The 19644-nt window shown below is 73.3% G+C and carries 14 protein-coding genes; 11 read left to right on the plus strand and 3 right to left on the minus strand.

Annotated elements, in window-relative coordinates; all coding sequences use genetic code 11:
- The 6 genes from ABD254_RS14755 to lat all read left to right on the plus strand — a co-directional run.
- On the plus strand, positions 1-870 hold an 870-nt coding region (locus ABD254_RS14755), incomplete at its 5' end, for a carbohydrate ABC transporter permease (protein ID WP_425553804.1).
- Positions 871-946: 76 nt separating this feature from the next.
- A complete protein-coding gene (locus tag ABD254_RS14760) occupies positions 947-4024 on the plus strand; it encodes an alpha-mannosidase (RefSeq protein WP_344249176.1) in 3078 nt (1025 codons plus the stop codon).
- 115 nt (positions 4025-4139) lie between these two features.
- The gene (locus ABD254_RS14765) at positions 4140-5336 is read left to right on the plus strand and encodes a glycoside hydrolase family 76 protein (protein WP_344249177.1); all 1197 of its coding nucleotides are present in this window, start codon (positions 4140-4142) and stop codon (positions 5334-5336) included.
- A 204-nt stretch (positions 5337-5540) separates the two neighbouring features.
- Positions 5541-7433, plus strand: coding sequence for an ABC-F family ATP-binding cassette domain-containing protein (locus ABD254_RS14770; RefSeq protein ID WP_344249178.1), 1893 nt, complete (start codon positions 5541-5543; stop codon positions 7431-7433).
- Positions 7430-7897 (plus strand): Lrp/AsnC family transcriptional regulator, encoded by a 468-nt coding sequence (locus ABD254_RS14775; RefSeq protein WP_344249179.1) that lies wholly within the window; start codon positions 7430-7432, stop codon positions 7895-7897. The genes ABD254_RS14770 and ABD254_RS14775 overlap by 4 nt, the downstream gene beginning before the upstream one ends.
- A gap of 58 nt (positions 7898-7955) precedes the next feature.
- Positions 7956-9320 (plus strand): L-lysine 6-transaminase, encoded by a 1365-nt coding sequence (gene lat, locus ABD254_RS14780; protein ID WP_344249180.1) that lies wholly within the window; start codon positions 7956-7958, stop codon positions 9318-9320.
- Between the two features lie 106 nt (positions 9321-9426).
- On the opposite strand, the gene ABD254_RS14785 is transcribed toward lat, so the two are convergent.
- The 3 genes from ABD254_RS14785 to ABD254_RS14795 are packed head-to-tail and all read right to left on the minus strand — an operon-like array spanning position 9427 to position 13525.
- Positions 9427-12159, minus strand: a complete 2733-nt coding sequence (locus tag ABD254_RS14785) for an FtsX-like permease family protein (protein WP_344249181.1) — start codon at positions 12157-12159, stop codon at positions 9427-9429.
- Positions 12156-12887: an ABC transporter ATP-binding protein gene (locus tag ABD254_RS14790; RefSeq protein ID WP_344249182.1), complete on the minus strand. Its 732-nt coding sequence runs from the start codon at positions 12885-12887 to the stop codon at positions 12156-12158. Before ABD254_RS14790 ends, ABD254_RS14785 begins: the two co-directional genes overlap by 4 nt.
- On the minus strand, positions 12884-13525 hold the full coding sequence (locus ABD254_RS14795) for a PadR family transcriptional regulator (protein ID WP_344249183.1): 642 nt from the start codon (positions 13523-13525) through the stop codon (positions 12884-12886). Before ABD254_RS14795 ends, ABD254_RS14790 begins: the two co-directional genes overlap by 4 nt.
- A gap of 372 nt (positions 13526-13897) precedes the next feature.
- Between ABD254_RS14795 and ABD254_RS14800 the strand changes: the two genes are divergently transcribed.
- The 5 genes from ABD254_RS14800 to ABD254_RS14820 all read left to right on the plus strand — a co-directional run.
- Entirely contained in the window at positions 13898-15559 is a 1662-nt protein-coding gene (locus ABD254_RS14800) for a peptide ABC transporter substrate-binding protein (RefSeq protein WP_344249184.1), read from the plus strand.
- Between the two features lie 106 nt (positions 15560-15665).
- Positions 15666-16670 (plus strand): ABC transporter permease, encoded by a 1005-nt coding sequence (locus ABD254_RS14805; RefSeq protein ID WP_344249185.1) that lies wholly within the window; start codon positions 15666-15668, stop codon positions 16668-16670.
- Positions 16663-17598: an ABC transporter permease gene (locus ABD254_RS14810; RefSeq protein WP_344249186.1), complete on the plus strand. Its 936-nt coding sequence runs from the start codon at positions 16663-16665 to the stop codon at positions 17596-17598. The genes ABD254_RS14805 and ABD254_RS14810 overlap by 8 nt, the downstream gene beginning before the upstream one ends.
- A gap of 5 nt (positions 17599-17603) precedes the next feature.
- Positions 17604-18716 carry an ABC transporter ATP-binding protein gene (locus tag ABD254_RS14815; protein ID WP_344249187.1) on the plus strand — a complete coding sequence of 371 codons (1113 nt, stop codon included), beginning with the start codon at positions 17604-17606 and terminating at the stop codon, positions 18714-18716.
- Positions 18709-19644, plus strand: a 936-nt coding sequence (locus ABD254_RS14820) for an ABC transporter ATP-binding protein (protein ID WP_344249188.1), incomplete at its 3' end; no start/stop codon positions are given. The genes ABD254_RS14815 and ABD254_RS14820, both read left to right, overlap by 8 nt.

Below are 19644 nucleotides of genomic sequence, written 5' to 3' on the forward strand. Positions count from 1 at the left end.
GCGCCGCCCGCCGCGGCCGGCGGACGACGTCGCGGCGCGCTCGCCGCGCCCGGCCCGCGCTTCACGCGCCTGCTGGCCAACCTCGTGCTCGTCGTCGTCGGGCTGTGCTTCCTGCTGCCGCTCGGCTGGATCGTGCTGGCCTCCCTCGACGCGAGCGCGTCCCTCGTGGTGGACGTCCCCGAGGAGGTGACGTTCGCGAACTTCAGCGCGGTCATGACGCCCGAGCAGACGTGGATCCCGCTGGCGAACGCGTTCGTGCTCTCGGCAGGAGCGGGCCTCATCACGGTGCTCGCCTCCGTGCTCGCCGCGTACCCGCTGTCGCGGTACCGGATGCGGTTCAACAAGCCGTTCCTGTACGTCGTGTTGTTCGGCACGTGCCTGCCCATCACCGCGATGATGGTGCCGGTCTACTCGCTGTTCGTGCGGCTCAACCTGCTCGACTCCCTGCCCGGGACCATCTTCTTCATGGCCGCCACCTCGCTGCCGATGGCCCTGTGGATGACGAAGAACTTCATGGACTCGGTGCCGATCTCCCTCGAGGAGGCGGCCTGGACCGACGGCGCGTCGGCGATGACCACGCTGCGCCGCATCGTGCTGCCGCTGATGCGGCCGGGGCTGGCGGTCGTCTTCATCTTCGTGTTCATCCAGGCGTGGGGGAACTTCTTCGTCCCGTTCGTCCTGCTGCTCTCGCCCGAGAAGCAGCCGGCGGCGGTGAGCATCTTCGCCTTCTTCGGCCAGTACGGTTCGGTGGCCTACGGGCAGCTCGCCGCGTACTCGATGCTCTACTCCCTGCCCGTGATCGCGCTGTACGTGCTCGTCTCGCGCATCTCGGGGTCCGGATTCTCCCTCGCCGGGGCCGTCAAGGGCTGAGCCCGCGTCCCGCAGCCGGCCGTAGCCACGCCCGGCCACCCGCACCCACCCCACGAATCACCCCTGGAGCTCTGCCATGCACGACACCACCGCCCGCACCACCGCGCGCCTCGAGCGGTTCGTCCACGACTGGCTCGAGCCCGCCGTGCACCGCGCGCGCCGCCCGCTCGACGTCGCCGCCTGGACGGTGGGCGGGGAGCCCGTGCCGTTCGCCGAGGCGGCGTCGGCCGCCTACGAGCCACATCCGATCGGGTCGCCGTGGGGGCGCCCGTGGGACACGGTGTGGTTCCGCGTCACGGGGACCGTCCCCGCCGAGTGGCGGGGCGCGGCCGCGCCGGCCGGCACCCGCGCCGAGCTGGTGGTGGACCTCGGCTTCACGGGCGCCGGGCCGGGCTTCCAGGCCGAGGGCACGGCCTGGACCACCGACGGCCGGATCATCAAGGCCGTCGAGCCTCGCAACCAGCACGTGCCCCTGGTGCCGGGCGGCGCCCTCACGGCGGCGGACGACGGGACGATCGACCTCTTCGTCGAGGCGGCCGCGAACCCCGACGTGCCCGGCGGGGCGTGGACGCGGCCCACCCCGATGGGCGCCTGGGACACGGCCGGCTCGGAGCCGATCTACGCGCTGCGGACGATGCACGTCGCGCTCGTCGACGAGACGGTGACCGAGCTGCTCGCCGACGTGCGGGCGCTCGCCGGCCTCGTGCGCGTGCTGCCGGCGACCAGCCCGCGTGCGGCCGAGGTGCTGCGCGCCCTGGAGGACATGCTCGACGCCGTCGACCCCGACGACGTCTCCGGCACGGCCGCGGCCGGCCGGGCCGCGCTGGCCGGGGCACTGGCCAGCCCCGCCGCGCCGTCGGCGCACCGCGTGCACGCCGTCGGGCACGCGCACATCGACTCCGCGTGGCTGTGGCCGACGCGGGAGACGGTGCGCAAGTGCGCCCGCACGTTCTCCAACGTGCTGGCGCTCATGGACGCCGACCCGGACGTGAAGTTCGCCTGCTCGAGCGCGCAGCAGTACTCGTGGGTGCAGGAGCACTACCCCGAGCTGTTCGAGCGGATCCGCGAGCGGGTGCGCGAGGGCCGGTTCGTGCCGGTCGGCGGCATGTGGGTCGAGTCGGACACGAACATGCCCGGCGGCGAGGCGCTGGCCCGTCAGCTCGTGGCCGGCAAGCGCTACTTCATCGAGGAGCTGGGCGTGGAGCCGGGCGAGGTGTGGCTGCCGGACTCCTTCGGCTACACCGGCGCCCTGCCGCAGCTCGCCCGGCTCGCGGGCAGCGAGAACTTCCTCACCCAGAAGATCTCGTGGAACGACACCAACACGATGCCGCACCACACGTTCTGGTGGGAGGGCATCGACGGCAGCCGGGTGTTCACGCACTTCCCGCCCGTCGACACGTACAACTCCGACCTGTCGGCCGAGGAGCTGGGCCGCGCCGAGCGGCAGTACGCCGAGAAGGGCCGGGCCAACACGTCGCTCGCGCCGTTCGGGTACGGCGACGGCGGCGGCGGCCCCACGCGGGAGATGGTCGCGCAGGCGCGCCGGACGGCGGACCTCGAGGGCTCGCCGCGGGTCACGCTGTCCGACTCGCAGTCCTTCTTCGACGCCGCCCGCGCCGAGTACGACGCGCCGCCCACCTGGGTGGGGGAGATGTACCTCGAGTACCACCGCGGCACCTACACCTCGCAGGCGCGGACCAAGCGCGGCAACCGGCGCAGCGAGCACCTGCTGCGCGAGGCCGAGCTGTGGGCCGCCACGGCGGCCGTACGCGTGGGCGCCGAGTACCCGGCCAAGGACCTGGAGCGGATCTGGCACACGGTGCTGCTCCAGCAGTTCCACGACATCCTGCCCGGCTCGTCGATCGCGTGGGTGCACCGCGAGGCCGAGCGGAACTACGCCGCCGTCGCCGCCGAGCTCGAGGCGATCGTCGCGGACGCGCTGGCCGCGCTGGTCGGCGCCGGCGACCGCGAGGTCGCGGTCAACGCCGGGCCGTTCCAGGCCGCCGGGGTCCCGGCGCTGGGCGCGCGGGCCGCGGACGCGCGCGGGGCCGCCACGCCCGCGACGCTGCGCCGGGAGGACGACGGCTGGGTGCTGGAGAACGACGCCGTGCGCGTCGTCGTCGACGCCGACGGCCTGGTCACGTCGGCCGTGGACGCCGCGAGCGGGCGCGACGCGATCCTGCCCGGCGCGCGCGCGAACCTGCTCCAGCTGCACCGCGACGTCCCCAACGAGTGGGAGGCGTGGGACATCGACCAGCACTACCGGCGGAACGTCACGGACCTGGTGGCCGCGGAGTCGGTGGAGCAGGTCGACGGCGAGCACGGGCCGGCGCTGCGCGTGGTGCGGTCCTTCGGGTCGTCCCGCGTGGAGCAGCTCCTCGAGCTGAGCCCCGGGGCGGCGGCGCTGCGCATCACGACCCGCGTCGACTGGCACGAGCGGCAGAAGCTCCTCAAGCTCGCGTTCCCGGTCGACGTGCACGCGGAGCGGGCGGCCTCCGAGATCCAGTTCGGGCACGTGTACCGGCCCACGCACGCCAACACGTCGTGGGACCACGCCCGGTTCGAGACGGTCGCGCACCGCTGGGTGCACGTCGGCGAGCCCGGATTCGGCGTCGCCGTCGCGAACGACTCGACCTACGGGCACGACATCGCGCGCACCCATCTCGAGGCCGTCACCGACGAGGCCGCCGGCGCGGCGGCGGGCGGGCGCACCGGCACCACCGTGCGTCTGTCGCTGCTGCGGGCGCCGATGTTCCCCGACCCCGATGCCGACCAGGGCAGCCACGAGCTGCGCTGCGAGCTCGTCGTCGGTGCGGGGATCGACGACGCGATCCGGCACGGGTACGCGCTGAACCTGCCCGAGCGGGTGGTGCGCGGGGAGCGGGACGTCGAGCCGCTGGTGTCGGTCGACGACGACGCGGTGGTCGTCGAGGCGGTCAAGCTCGCCGAGGACGGCAGCGGCGACGTCGTCGTACGGCTCTACGAGAGCCGCGGCGGCCGCGCCCGGGCGCGCCTCACCCCGCGGTTCGAGCACTCCGCCGTCGACGTCACCGACCTGCTCGAGCGCCCCGTCGCCGCGGCCGAGCGCGACGGCGACGACGTCCTCCTCGCGCTGTCGCCCTTCCAGGTCGTCACGCTGCGCGTGCGCCGCTGACCCGTCGGTCGAGCCTGTGACCCGCTGGTCGAGCCTGTCGAGACCTCGCAGTCGGGGTCTCGACAGGCTCGACCGGCGACTGACCACCCAGCACCACCGAGCGAAGGAGAGAACGATGAGGTTCACCAGAGCAGTCGGTACGGTCGCCGCGCTGGCGTGCGTGGCTGGGGCGGCGGCCCCCGCGACGGCGCAGGTCGAGGCGCACGGAGGCGGCCACGGCCACGAGGCGTCGCAGCGCGTCCAGGTGCAGCGCGCCCTCGCCGGCTACGAGGCCATGCAGGAGTACCTGTACGCGGACGACGGCTCGGGCCTGTACCTCGAGAGGTACCCGCTCGGCGCCGAGGACCGGCCCTACTCGTACGAGTGGCCGTTCTCGCAGGCTCACGTCGCGACGCTCGACCTCGCGGGGATCCCGGGGCGGGTGGGCCGGTCGTTCACCGACGACCTCGCCGACCGGTCCCGCGCCCAGGAGCACTTCTGGAACGCGGGCGGCGGCACGACGGGCCTGCCGGCATACGACTCTTACGCGCGCGCCCCGTACGGCGACGGCGGCGACATCTTCTACGACGACAACGAGTGGGTGGCCCTGGCGAAGGTGCAGCAGTACCTGGACTCCGGGGACGACGCCGCGCTCGAGCGGGCAGAGGAGATCTTCGACCTCGTCGTCTCCGGCTGGGACGCCGACCCGAGCCACCCGGCGGCGGGCGGCGTCTTCTGGACCCAGGCGCCGTGGAGCACCGACCGCAACACGGTCTCCACGATGCCCGGCGCCCAGCTCGCGACGCGCCTGTTCATGATCACGGGCGAGGAGCGCTATCTGCGCTGGGCCGAGCGCATGGTCGGCTGGACGGACGAGCACCTGCTGGCGCCCAACGGCCTGTACTGGGACAACGTCAAGCTCGACGGCTCGATCGACCGGACGCAGTGGTCCTACAACCAGGGCGTCCCGGTGGGCACGTACACCCTGCTGTACGAGGCGACCGGCGAGCGGGACTACCTGCGCAAGGCCGAGGCGATCGCCGCGGCGTCGTACCGGTTCTACGTCACCGAGGAGCGGCTGGCCGGCCAGCCGATGTTCTTCAACTCCATCTGGTTCAAGAACCTGCTGCTCCTGGAGTCCGTGACCGGCGGCACGCGGTACCGCGACGCCATGCAGGACTACGCCGACCACCAGTGGCGCGAGGTCCGTGAACCGGCGACCGGTCTCTTCTCCGGCGGCGACGAGCACACCGAGCTCCTGGAGCAGGCCGCGATGGTGCAGATCTACGCCACGCTCGCCTGGCCGCGCGGCAAGGCGTCGATCCTGTACTGAGCACCTCCGCCGGTCGAGCTGACGTACACCGCTGGTTGAGCTTGTCGAAACCCCGGTGGTTTCGACCAGCTCAACCAGCGGGTCCTCGACAAGTTCGACCGGCGGGGTCTCGACGGGCTCGACCGGCGGGTCCTCGACGGGCTCGACCGGCGGGGTCTCGACGGGCTCGACCGGCGGGTCCTCGACAGTGACTACCCTCGTTGGGTGGCACATCTCCTCGGGGCCGACGGCATCACGCTGACGATCGGCACCCGCACCCTTCTTCGCGACGTCTCCCTCGGCCTCGACGACGGCGACCGCGTCGGCGTCGTCGGCCCCAACGGCGCGGGCAAGTCGACGCTGCTGCGACTGCTCGCCGGCACGCAGGCGCCCGACCCTTCGACAGGCTCAGGACGACGCGCCGGCCGGGTCACGCGCGTGGGCGGCTCCCGGCTCGGCATGCTCGTCCAGCGCGACGTGGACGACGACGCCGCGACCATCCGCGACCTCGTGCACGGGGACGACGCCACCCACACGTGGGCGTCGGACTCGCGCATCCGCAACGTGCACGCCGGGCTCCTCGCCGACCTCGACCTGGACCAGCCGGCGTCGACGCTCTCGGGCGGGCAGCGCCGCCGCGTGGCGCTGGCCGCGCTGCTCGTCGAGGACCCGGACGTGCTGCTGCTCGACGAGCCCACCAACCACCTCGACGTCGAGGGCGTGGCCTGGCTGGCCGAGCACCTGCAGGCCCGGTACGGCCGGCCCGGCGCGACGGGCGCGCTCGTCGTCGTGACCCACGACCGCTGGTTCCTCGACGCCGTCTGCTCGCGCACGTGGGAGGTGCGCGGCGACGGCTCGGGCGGCGTCGACGGGTACGACGGCGGGTACGCGGCGTACATCCTGGCGCGCGCCGAGCGGGCCCGGCAGGCCGCCACGGCCGCCGAGAAGCGCAACAACCTGCTGCGCAAGGAGCTCGCGTGGCTCAAGCGAGGCGCTCCGGCCCGCACGTCGAAGCCCAAGTTCCGGCTCGACGCCGCGGCCGCTCTCATCGACGACGAGCCCCCGCCGCGCGACAGCCTCGAGCTCACCCAGATGGCCACGCGCCGGCTCGGCAAGGACGTGCTCGACCTCGAGGACGTCACCGTGACGGTGCCCGCGCGCGACGGCGCCCGGGTTCCCGGCGCCCCGTACGACGACGCCGGCCGGCGCGTGCTGCTCGACGACGTCACCTGGCGGCTCGGGCCTGGCGACCGGTACGGCGTGGTCGGCGTCAACGGCGCCGGCAAGACGACGCTGCTGGCCCTGCTCGCGGGGCGCCGGTCGCCCGAGGGCGGTCGCGTGCGGCGCGGCAAGACCGTGCATGTCGCGGAGCTCACGCAGGACGTGGGCGAGCTCGACGACGTCGCGCACCTCACCGCCGTGCAGGTGGTCGACCGCGAGAAGCGCACGGTCGTCGTCGACGGCAAGGAGCTCACCGCCGGGCAGCTCACTGAGCGGCTCGGGTTCACCCGCGAGCGGGCGCACACCATCGTGCGCGACCTCTCGGGCGGCGAGCGGCGGCGCCTGCAGCTGCTGCGGCTGCTCGTCTCCGAGCCCAACGTGCTGCTGCTCGACGAGCCCACCAACGACCTCGACACCGACACCCTCGCGGCCGTCGAGGACCTGCTCGACGGGTGGCCCGGCACGCTGATCGTGGTCTCGCACGACCGGTACCTGCTGGAGCGGGTCTGCGACCGGCAGTGGGCGCTGCTCGGCGACGGCACGCTGCGCGACCTGCCCGGCGGCGTCGAGCAGTACCTGGCGCTGCGGCGCGCGGCGCCGTCGTCGGTCGAGCCTGCCGAGACCACGGCAGGGTCTCGTCAGGCTCGACCGACGGTGCAGCCACCAACCTCCGCCGCCTCCCCGGCCGAGACGCGGGCCGCGAAGAAGGAGGTGGCGCGCGTCGAGCGGCGCCTGGCGAAGATCGCCGACGAGGAGAAGGCGCTGCACGACAAGATGGCAGCCGACCCGACGGACTACGAGGGCGTCGCGGCGCTCGACGTCCGCCTGCGGGAGCTGGCGGCAGAGAAGGAGGAGCTGGAGATGGCGTGGCTCGAGGCGGCGGAGGTGGCGGGATGAACGACCGCGCGCCGGAGGCGGCGCTGGACGACGTCGACCGGGCGCTCGTCAAGGCGCTGCGGGAGGACGGCCGGGCCACGCTCGCCGCGCTCGCGGCCGCGGCCGGGCTGTCGCAGTCCGCCGTGCAGGCGCGCGTGCGCAAGCTCGAGGGCCGCGGCGTCATCACCGGCTACCGGGCCGTCGTCGACCCCGAGGCCGTGGGGCTGCCGATCGCCGCGTACGTGGAGATCACGCCGCTGGACCAGTCGCAGGCCGACGACGCGCCCGAGCGGCTGCGCGACGTGCCCGGCATCGAGGCGTGCTGGTCGGTGGCGGGCGCCGCGAACTACCTGCTGCTGGTGCGGGTGCCCTCGCCGAGCGCGCTGGAGGACCTGCTCGGGCGGATCCGCCGCGAGGCGAGCGTGTCCACCCGGTCCACCATCGTGCTGCGCACGTACTTCGAGGGCCGCCCGGTCGCACTGTGACGGAACTTCTTCCGGTCGATACCTGGATGCGCCGGAGAATCTCCCTTACGGTCGGGGTATGACCGAGACAATCTCTCAGCGCACGCCTGCCAGCGTCGGCGGCCCGATCGAGGCCGCCGCCGTCCTCGACACCCTGCGCGACCACCTGCTCGTGGACGGCTTCGACCTCGTGCTCGACCTCGAGCGCTCCCAGGGCTCGACGCTCGTCGACGCCCGCGACGGGCGCGAGTGGACCGACCTGTTCACGTTCTTCGCCTCCAACCCCCTGGGCATGAACCATCCCGCGCTGTTCCGCGACCCGGTCTTCCGCGAGGAGCTCACGCGGGCCGCGATCAACAAGCCGTCAAACTCCGACGTCTACACGGTGGAGCTGGCCCGCTTCGTCGCTACGTTCTCCCGGGTGCTGGGCGACCCGGCGCTGCCGCACCTGTTCTTCATCGACGGCGGCGCGCTGGCCGTCGAGAACGCGCTCAAGGTCGCGTTCGACTGGAAGTCGCGGCACAACGAGGCCCACGGGCGCTCGTCCGAGCTGGGGACCCGGGTGCTGCACCTGCAGCACGCCTTCCACGGGCGGTCGGGCTACACGATGTCGCTCACCAACACCGAGCCCGGCAAGGTCGCCCGGTTCCCCAAGTTCGACTGGCCGCGCATCAGCTCGCCCTACCCGGGCCACGACGCCGACGGCGCGCCCCGCGACGCCGAGTCGCTGGAGGCCCGCGCGCTCGCCGAGGCGCGCGCCGCGTTCGAGGCGCACCCGCACGACGTCGCGTGCTTCGTCGCCGAGCCGATCCAGGGCGAGGGCGGCGACCACCACCTGCGGCCGGAGTTCCTGCAGGCCATGCAGGCGCTGTGCCGGGAGCACGACGCGCTGTTCGTGCTCGACGAGGTGCAGACGGGCGTCGGCATGACCGGCACCGCGTGGGCCTATCAGCAGCTCGGCGTCGAGCCCGACGTCGTCGCGTTCGGCAAGAAGGCCCAGGTCTGCGGCGTCATGGCCGGCGGGCGCGTGGACGAGATCGACGACAACGTCTTCCGCGTCTCGTCGCGCATCAACTCCACCTGGGGCGGCAACCTCGCCGACATGGTGCGCTCGCGCCGCATCCTCGAGGTGATCGAGGCCGAGGGGCTGATCGAGCGCGCCGCGCGCGTCGGGGCGGGGCTGCTGTCCCGGCTCGGGGCCGTCGCCGCCGCGCACCCCGGCGTCGTCACCGACCCGCGCGGGCGCGGGCTGATGTGCGCCGTGTCGCTGCCGTCGCGGGAGGTACGCGACGCCGTGCTCGCCGGGCTGCACGGCGAGGGGTACCTGATCCTCGGCTGCGGCGAGCGGTCGGTGCGGTTCCGGCCGGCGCTGACCGTCGAGGAGTCCGTGCTCGACGACGCCGTCGCCGCGCTGGACCGGGTCGTGTCGCGGCTCGCTGGTTGAGCCCGTCGAAACCCGCCCTGCCAAGGTGATCACCGCGGCAGTTCGGGATCAGGGAGGCAGTTCGAACTGCCGCCGTGATCCCGAACTGCCGCGCTGATCGAGTGCGTCAGCCCGCCAGGCGGCGGGTGAGCACCAGCCGGGAGCGAGTGACCAGCCACGCCGCGGCCACGGCGAGCAGCGGCAGCACGACGACCAGGGCGGCCAGCACCGGCCACGGGATCTCGACCGTCCAGCGGAGGTCCGGGACGTCGTACCGGTAGCGCTCGAACAACACGAACGCCGCTCCCAGCGCGATCCCCGACACGGCCCCCAGCACGCTGCCGATGACGACGATCGTGCCCGCCTGGGCGGCGACGATCCGCTTGCGCGTGGTCGGGGCGGCGCCGACGGCGGCCAGCGTCGCCAGGTCGGGCCGGGACTCCGTCGCTGCCAGCGCCGCCGCGATCCACGCCGCCGCCAGCGCGAGGACGCCCGCGCTGCCGACGATGAGGAGCGTGCTCAGCCACTGCGGCGCGCCGATGTCCTGGACCGGCTGCCCGACGCCCGCGCACACCTGGCACGTGCCCCACTCGCCCGCGCCGAACTCCTCGTCGAGGGCCCCCTGCAGCGTCTGGAGCTCCGCGTCCGACGGGGGCGTCCCGGGCATCCCGATGACCCCGATGACGCTCGTGCCCACGCCCGACTCGTCCACGAGGTTCGGCGGCACGACCGGCAGGCCGGTGTAGGTCGGCCCGAGCGGGTCGCCGACGCCGGTGGCGGGCAGGGTCACCGTGCGGTTCTCGAGCTCCTCTTCGGACTCCGAGTCCCGCGAAGACACGTTCAGGTGCGTCGTCCCGTCGTCCCACACGTCACCCGCCAGGACGACGGCACGGCCGTCGCGGAGCGCCTCGCGGGCGGCCTCGGGTTCGGGCACGCCGAGCAGCTCGAGCAGGGCGCCGTCGTCGACGATCGGCCCGACGATCGACCCGACCTCGGCGCCGTAGGCACTGCTGAACTCGTGGTCCGGGGGCGGCACGGCCCACGACGACGTGGTCACGGAGCCCTGGGTGTCGCGCAGAGCCGTCACGGGGTGCAGCTCGCCGGCGTCGGGGACGACCTCCCGGACCAGCTCCTCGATGCGGTCCACCTGCCGGTCGGACAGGGCGGTCGTCCCTGCCAGGTCGGAGACCGCGACGGTCAGGGCGCCCGGCGCCGCGGCGAGGGTCTGCGACCGCACGTCGAAGGTCGACTGGGAGGACGAGTAGACGAGCCCGCCGCTGGCGCCGGCGACGGCGATGAGCACGGCGGCGAGCGCGGGGGCGGTGCGCGCGCGGTGCCGGGCGGCGTCGCGCAGGGCGAACCGCCACGACAGCGGCAGGTGCCGCGCGAGCCGGCCGAGCAGCGCGACGATCCCGCCGCACGCGAGCACGAGCCCGAGCTCGCCCACGACGACGCCCGCCGCGAGCAGGAGCGCCTGGCCGGCGACCGCGGCCACGACGGCGCCGGCGAAGCCGCCGAGGCCCAGCACGGTGCCGACGACGGCGGGCCAGCGCCGGTAGGCGACGTCGCCCCGGCGCCCGGCGAGCACCGCGACGACGTCGGCCTTGGACGCCCCGCGGGCGGGCAGCCACGCCGCCGACGCGGCGATGCCGACGCCGACGAGCAGGATGCCGAGCACCGGCAGCCAGGGGACGACCGGGACGTTGTCCGACGCGGCGTTCACCGCGACGACGCCCGCGACCACCCCGATCACCGTGCCGACGAGGGCTGACGCCGCCCCGATGACGACCCCCGTGCCCAGCACGACGGCGCGCAGCGCGCGCGTCGTGCCTCCGGTCGCGGCGATCAGCGCCAGCGATCGCGCCGACCGGCGCGCCCCCACCGCGAAGGCCGGGCCGATGAGCAGCACGACCTCCAGCAGCGCGACCGCGACGACCGCGGCGAAGGGCGTCCACTGCTGGACGAGGTCCGAGGTGGTGCCACCAGCCGGCAGCCCGCCGTAGTAGGGCACGTCCTCGTCCGGCGGCGGGTCCAGCAGCACGTCCCGGCTGGTCACCACTGCGCCGACCTCGTTGAGCGCGAGCACGTCGTCCCAGGTCACGGGGGAGTCGCCGGCGACGAACCACTGCACCCAGGTGTCCTGGGACGAGGGGAGCTCCGCGGGCGCGGCGAGCGGCCCTGAGGCCGGGAACAGGACCTCCACGCGCTGCGGCTGGGGGCCGTCGAGCAGCCCGGCGACCTGTGCGGACGTCGGCTCGATGTCGGGCGCGCCCGACATGGGCGAGATCGCCACCTCCACGGTGTCACCGATGCCGACGCCGAGCTGGTCGGCCGTCGTCGTGGACAGGGCCACCTCGCCCTCGGCAGGCGACGTCCCTTCCGCGAGGGTGAAGGACACCATCAGTGCCGGGTCGGAGAGGTCGGCCTGCATCGCCTCGCCGTCGAGCTGCAGCCCGCCGGCGTGCACCTCGGTCGAGGCCCGCACGACCGGCACCAGACGGTCGCCTCCGGGCAGCGCCGCGGCGAGGTCGGCCTCCACGTCCTCCCGCGGCCGCGGCTCCGTCTCCTCGCCGGTGCCGCCCCACCCCAGCGCGTCGGGCTGTTGCTCGACACCCGGCGAGTCGTAGGCGAGGTGAGCCTGCATCTGCGTCCCGAGCGCGCGCTGCGCGATCGACTCCGGCGTGTCGCGCGCGGACCACAGCACCGTCGCGGCGAACGACCCCAGCGCGACGGGCAGCACCACCATTACCGCGACGAGCGCCGTCCGGCCCTTGTTCCGGCGCGCGTCGCGCCACCCGTACCGCAGGGCGACGCGCCATCGTCCGCGGAAGCGCCCGAACGCGCTGCTCCTCGCGCTCACGCGTTCACCGCGCGGTGGAGCAGGGAGTCCGGCCCGGCGGCGGCACCGGTGGAGTCGACGACTTGGCCGTCGCGCAGGAACACGATGCGGTCCGCCCACGCGGCGTGCCGCGCGTCGTGCGTGACGAGCAGCCCGGCGGCACCGGCGTCGACCCGCTGCCGCAGCACGCGCATCACGGCCTCGCCGGTGACGGAGTCGAGCGCGCCGGTGGGCTCGTCGGCGAGCACGAGCCGCCGCGGGCCGACCAGCGCGCGGGCGATGGCGACGCGCTGCGCCTGCCCGCCGGACATGTCGTCGGGGAACCGTTCGGCGAGGTGGTCGAGGTCGACGGCGGCGAGCGACGCCGTGCCCTCCGCGCGCGCCCGGCGCGCGGGCATGCCGTCCAGCTCGAGCGGCAGCGTCACGTTCTCCAGGGCGGTGAGCGCGGGCACGAGGTTGAGGTCCTGGAAGACGTAGCCGACGTGCTTGCGGCGCAGCCGCGCGCGGCCGGTGGCGTCGAGGGTGCCGACGTCGTCGCGCCCCACCGTGACCGTGCCCGACGTCGGCGTGTCGAGGCCGCCGGCGAGGTTGAGCAGCGTCGACTTGCCGGAGCCGGACGGCCCCATCACGGCGACCAGCTCGCCCATCCGGACCTCGAGGTCGACGCCCCGCAGGGCGTGCACCTCGGCGGCGCCGTGCCCGTGCACGCGCGTCACGCCGGTCATCCGCAGCATCACCGGGGCGTTCATCGCGCACCGCCCCGGATTCGCTGGTTGAGCTTGTCGAAACCATCTGGTCCGCCGTCGGCGGGCGGGGTCTGGACAGGCTCGACCGTCGACGTGGCCGACCGCCGGTGCGCGGCCTGCGCCACCGTGGACTCGACGTGGTCGAGCCACCTCACCTCGGCCTCGGCCGCGAAGATCAGCGAGTCCAGCACGAGGGACCATGCGAGGCCGTCCGGGTCGTCGGTGACGTCGTGCTTGAGGCGGGTGTAGTCCCGCAGCGCCCGCAGCGACTCCGTGCGCTGGCGCTGGATGACGGCGGCGACGTCGACGGCGTGGTCCGCCGGGTGGACGGTGACAGCGAGGGCGAGCTTGATCGCCAGCTCGTCGCGGGCAGGGGCCTTGCGCTCCACGGGGCGCAGCCACCACGCGTCGGCCTCGGCGCGGCCGGCGTCGGTGAGCCGGAAGCGCTCCGGGGCTTCGGCGGCGTCGCCGGGCACGGGCTCGACCAGGCCGTCGCGCTGCAGGCGCTGCAGGGTGGTGTACGCCTGGCCGATGTTGAGCGGCCACGTGCCGCCGGTGCGGGCCTCGAACTCCTGCCGGAGCTGGTAGCCGTGCATGGGGCGTTCGGACAGCAGCGCGAGGAATCCCTGCTTGACGGACACTGCGACCTCCATTGGTTACCGGGTAAGCGTCCCTGCTGGCGAGCATACTTCCTCGGTAACTACCGCACGGTCAAGCGCCGCGCCGCCGCTGCCGAGTTCGGATCAGGTCGGCACTCCGTACCCGTGTCGGTAGACATGAGTGCCGACCTGCGTACGGGCTTGCCGACCTGAGGGGCCATGGATGCGGCACCCGGGCGATCGTTACTGATCCTTAACAGTGATTTTCACCACGCAGGGCCGGGATGGCGATATGTTCCACGGCAGACGTCGTGACGGCCTCGGGGACGTGGTCCGCGACGACGCGCACGACGACGTGCACGGCATGGGCGACGACGCCCGGAGCGACCACGACGTGGGGAGAAGCCGGTGAGGATGAGGCGAAAGGCCGTCACGGCGGCCGCGACGGCGACGGTGACGGCACTGGTGCTGGCGGGCTGCGGCGGAGGCGGCGGCAACGAGGAGGGCGACGGCGAGACGCAGGGCACGGGCGACGGTGAAGGCACCGTGCGCCTCGCGCTCGCGCAGGACGTCGAGACGCTGCTGCCGGCGGACTCGAACGTGAACGACAACATCGCCGTGCTCGACGTCGTGTACGACGGGCTGGTCCGGTACGACCCGGAGACCACGGAGCCGTACAACTACGTGGCCGAGAGCATCGAGTCCGACGACAACACGGTCTGGACCATCAAGATCAAGCCGGACCTGACGTTCCAGAACGACGAACCGGTCGACGCCGAGGCGTTCGCGCGGGCGTGGAACTACGCCGCGTACGGGCCGAACGCGATGGCCAACAACTACTTCTTCGAGCGCATCACGGGCTACGAAGAGATGCAGGGCGAGGTGGACGACGACGGGAACGTCGTCGAGGAGCCCGCCGCGCAGGAGCTCTCGGGCCTGAAGGTCGTGGACCCGCAGACCCTCGAGGTCACCCTGACCGGTCCGTTCGCGGGCTTCGCCACGATGCTCGGCTACACCGGCTTCTACCCGATCGCCCAGGCGTGCCTGGACGACATCGAGGCGTGCGCCGTCAAGCCCATCGGCAACGGCCCGTTCCAGGTCGACGAGTGGGAGCAGGGGGTCGGCATGACGGCCACCCGCTGGGAGGACTACACGCTGGACGAGGCACCCACGTACAGCACCATCGAGTGGACCGAGTACGCGGGCGAGGAGAACTGGCCGGACTTCCAGGCCGGCGACCTCGACTTCGCCGTCCCGCCGCCTGCCGAGCTGGCCGCGGCGCAGGCCGACCCCGACCTGCAGGAGCGGTTCGTCGAGGGCCCCGGCGCCGCGCTGACCTACCTGGCGTTCCCGCTGTACCAGGACGGCCCCTGGACCGACATCGACTTCCGCAAGGCGGTCTCGATGGCGATCGACCGGCAGGGCATCATCGACGCCCTCCTGCCCGGGGAGCGCGTCCCGGCCGACAGCTGGGTGGTGCCCGACGGTGTGCCCGGCGGCGAGGCCGGCACCTGCGAGTGGTGCACGTTCGACCCGGACGCGGCCAAGGCAGCGCTGGAGGCGGCCGGCGGCTGGCCCGAGGGCGAGACGCTGACCATCCACCTCGGCCAGGACGAGACGGAGGAGGCACTGTTCAAGGCGATCGGCGACTCCATCCAGCAGAACCTCGGCATCCCGTACGAGCTCGACCCGACGCCCGACTACTTCGACCGTCGTACGGCCCGCGAGTTCACGGGGGCGTTCCGCTCCAACTGGTTCCCGGACTACCCGCTCAACGAGAACTACCTCGCCCCGGTGTACGCCAGCGGCGACCCGAAGAACGGCAACACCAACTTCGGCTACTACGGCGAGGAGTTCGAGGCGGCGATCACCGCGGGCGACGAGGCCGCGACGCTGGACGAGGCGGTCACCCACTACCAGGACGCGGAGGCCGCGCTCGCGGTGGACTTCCCGACGATCCCTGTCGTCTTCTCCGTGAACTCGTACTACTACAGCGAGAACATGTCGAACGTGGTGCTCGACCCGTTCAGCGGCGAGCCCAAGCTGCGCCTGCTGGAGGTCTCGGGCGACATGTGACGCCCGGACGTCGGTCGACCTTGCACCATCGTCGGTCGAGCATGTCGGGACCACCGTCGGCGTGGTCTCGACAAGCTCGACCGACATGACCACCGAAAGACTGTGAATGGGCCGCTACATCATCCGCCGGGTCATGCTGGGCGCCGGCACGCTGCTGCTCGTGATGTTCGTGCTGCACCTGCTCACGACGTTCGCGATCCAGCTCAACGGGAGCCCGGCGCTCGCGTTCTTCGGCGACGAGGTGCCGAGTGCGTCGCAGCTCGCCGCCGTCGAGGAACGCTTCGGGCTCGACGACCCCTGCTACGACCAGACCGGAAACCCGTGCCTCGGCGCGTTCGTGGAACGAATCGGCGGGTACTTCCAGGGCGACTTCGGCACCAACCTGCGCGGCCGTGAGGTGACGGACATCGTCGCCACGGCGGCGCCGAATACCCTCAAGCTGTTCGCGATCGTGACCGTCACCTGGTTCGTGCTGGGCATGGGCCTCGGGTCGGTCGCCGCCCGGTGGCGCGGCCGTACCGCCGACCACGGGATCCGCTTGACGTCGGTGCTCATCGACGCGTTCCCGATCTTCGTGCTGCTGCTCGTCTACCGGTACGTGTTCGCCGTCCCGCTCAGCGACTGGGCCCGATCCACCTTCGGCGACGACAGCATGGTGGCGCTGTGGTTCCGCCCGTCGTTCGACGCCGACCACCCGTGGGCGACCGTGCTCGTGCCGGGGATCCTGCTCGGGCTGGCAGGGTCGGCGGCGTTCATCCGGCTCGTGCGGGCCAGCCAGCTCGAGGCGTACGCGGGTGAGCACGTGCGCACCGCCCGCTCGCGGGGGCTCTCGGAGCGGCACGTCGTGGTCCACCACGTGGTGCGCAACTCGTCGGTGCCCGTGGTCACCGCGGTCGGGCTGACGTTCACCGAGGCGCTCGCGGGCGCCGTCATCACCGAGGGGATGATGAACATCTACGGCATGGGCGGCGTGCTCTGGGAGGCCGTGCGCGGGTCCGACGTGGCGCTCGTGGTCGGCATCGTGACGATCCTCGCGGTGGTGACGGTCCTCGTGATGCTCGTCGTCGACATCGCCTACGCCGCCCTCGACCCGAGGATCCGTTATGCCTGAGCCGACGGCCGTCACCGCGACCCCCGAGGCCCCGCCCACCGCGACCGCGTCGCGGTCGCTCCTGGCGGACGCGGTACGCCGGCTGCGCCGCCGGCCGGACGTGATCGTCGCCGTCGTCGTGGTCGTCTTCTTCACGATCATGGCCGCGTTCCCGACGCTCTTCACGAGCACGGACCCGCAGCAGTGCATCATCGGCGACTCGAAGATCCGCCCGCAGGGGTTCGGCGCCACGCACCCGTTCGGCACCGACGTGCACGGCTGCGACGTGCTCGCGCAGCTCGCGCACGGTGCCCGGCCGTCCCTGCTGCTGGCGTTCGTCGTCGTCGGCGCCTCGGTCGTCATCGGCGTGGTGTTCGGGCTGCTCGCCGGGTACTACCTGGGGTGGGTGGACACCGTGGTGTCGCGCACGATCGAGGTGTTCCTCGTGATCCCCCTCCTGCTCGCGGCCCTGCTGCTGCTGTCGCTGTTCACCAACGTCAGCGTGGGGTCGGGCACCTTCGACGTCATCCTGCTGCCCGCGCTGGTGCTCACGCTGTTCGGGTGGATGGGGTACGCCCGGTACGTGCGCGCCAGCGTGCTGGAGGCGAAGAACCTCGACTACGTGACGGCGGCCCGCGCGCTGGGCGCGTCGGACCTGCGGATCATGTACCGGCACGTCCTGCCCAACGCCATCGGCCCCGTCACGGCGCTCATCCCCACCGCCATCGCGGGCGTCATCAGCGCCGAGGCGGTGCTCGCCTTCCTGGGCATCGGCGTGCGCCCGCCCGCGATCAGCTGGGGGATCATGATCACGCGGGGCTCGGAATGGGTGACGGGCGGCTACGCCTACCTGCTCCTGATCCCGCTGGCGTGCCTCGTCCTCACGGTGCTCGCACTCGTCGTCCTCGGAGACGCGCTGCGCGACGCCCTCGACCCGAGGCTGCGGTGAGCAGGATGGAGATCGACATCGACATCGACGTCCGGGACGACATGCCGGGGCAGGCGCCGGCCGCGCGGACCACGGGTACGACGCTGCTCGAGGTCACCGACCTCGCCGTCGAGTTCCGCACCGACGACGGGACCGTCCGCGCCGTCGAGGGGCTGAGCTATCGGGTCGAGGCCGGCCGCACGCTCGCGCTCGTCGGCGAGTCCGGCTGCGGCAAGTCGGTGAGCTCGCTGGCCGTGATGGGGCTGCTGCCGGCGACGGCGCACGTCACGCGGGGCGAGGTGCGCTACCGCGGCACCGACCTGCTGACGCTGCCTCGCACCAAGCACCGGGCGTACTGCGGGCAGCACGTCGCGATGGTGTTCCAGGACGCGCTCGCCGCGCTGAACCCGGTGCACACCGTCGGCTACCAGCTCACGGAGTCGCTGCGGGCGCGCGCGGGGCTGTCGCGGCGCGAGGCGCGGCGGCGCGCCGTCGAGCTGCTGGACCTCGTGAAGGTGCCGAACGCGCGCCAGCGCGTCAACGAGTACCCGCACCAGTTCTCCGGGGGCATGCGGCAGCGCGTGATGATCGCGTCGGCGCTCGCGATGGACCCGGACGTGCTCATCGCGGACGAGCCGACGACGGCGCTCGACGTTACCGTCCAGGCGCAGGTGCTGCACCTGCTGGCGGAGATCCAGGCCGAGCGGAACATGGGCCTGGTGCTCATCACGCACGACCTCGGCGTCGTGGCGGGCGTCGCCGACGACGTCACCGTGATGTACGCCGGCCGGGCCGTGGAGCAGTCGCCCGTCCGCGACCTCTACGCCGCGCCCGCGCACCCGTACACCCGCGCGCTCCTGCGGTCCGTGCCCCGGCTCGGGGTCGACGACGACGCCGGGCGCGGCCGGCTCCCGGTGGTGCCCGGTCGGCCGCCGTCGCCCGGCCGCGTCCCGTCGGGGTGCCCGTTCCACCCTCGTTGCGACGTCGCACGAGCGAGCTCCGGGGGCGCTGGGGTCGAGGGCGGGGACGGCGTGCGCGACGTGTGCCGCACGGACCGCCCGCCGCTCCTGGAGGTCGCCCCGGGGCGGTCGTCCGCGTGCCACTTCGCCGCCGAGCTCCTGGGAGGCGACCGTGCCTGACGTCGTCGACACGACCGACGCCCCCGTCCTCGAGGTGCGCGACCTGGCCAAGTCGTACCCGGTGCGGCGCGGCGTCGTGCTGCGCCGCACGGTGGGCCAGGTGCAGGCGGTGGACGGCGTCTCGCTCACGCTGCGGCGGGGCCGCACGCTCGGCCTGGTGGGGGAGTCCGGCTCGGGCAAGTCGACGCTCGCGCGCGTGCTCGTCGGCATCGAGAAGCCGACGCGGGGCACGGTGCTCGTCGACGGCGAGGACGTGTCGACCATGTCGCGCTCCGCGCGGCGGGAGCTGCGCCGCTCCGTACAGATGGTCTTCCAGGACCCGTACACGGCGCTCAACCCGCGCATGTCGGTGGGGGAGATCGTCGGCGAGCCGTTCCGTATCCACCCCGACGCCGTCCCGCCCGGCGGGCGCCGCAAGGCCGTGGGCGAGCTGCTCGAGCTGGTCGGGCTCGACCCCGACCACGTGCACCGCTACCCGCACCAGTTCTCGGGCGGGCAGCGGCAGCGCATCGGCATCGCCCGCGCGCTCGCCGTCAAGCCGCGGGTGCTGGTGTGCGACGAGCCGGTCTCGGCCCTCGACGTGTCCGTGCAGGGTCAGGTCATCAACCTGCTGGAAGACCTGCAGGACGAGCTCGGCCTGTCGTACCTGTTCATCGCGCACGACCTCGCCGTCGTGCGGCACATCGCCGACGAGGTCGCGGTCATGTACCTCGGCCGGGTCGTGGAGCAGGGCGCGGGGAACGCCGTCTACGACGCCCCGCGCCACCCGTACACCGGCGCCCTGCTGTCCGCGGTCCCGGTGCCCGACCCGGCCGCCCAGCCCTCCGGCGGCGTGCTCCTGCTCGACGGCGACCCGCCGTCGCCCGCCGACCCGCCGCCCGGCTGTCGCTTCCACACGCGCTGCTGGCTCGCCCGGCAGCTCGCCGCC

The organism is Isoptericola hypogeus, from assembly GCF_039531145.1.
Taxonomy (GTDB): domain Bacteria; phylum Actinomycetota; class Actinomycetes; order Actinomycetales; family Cellulomonadaceae; genus Isoptericola; species Isoptericola hypogeus.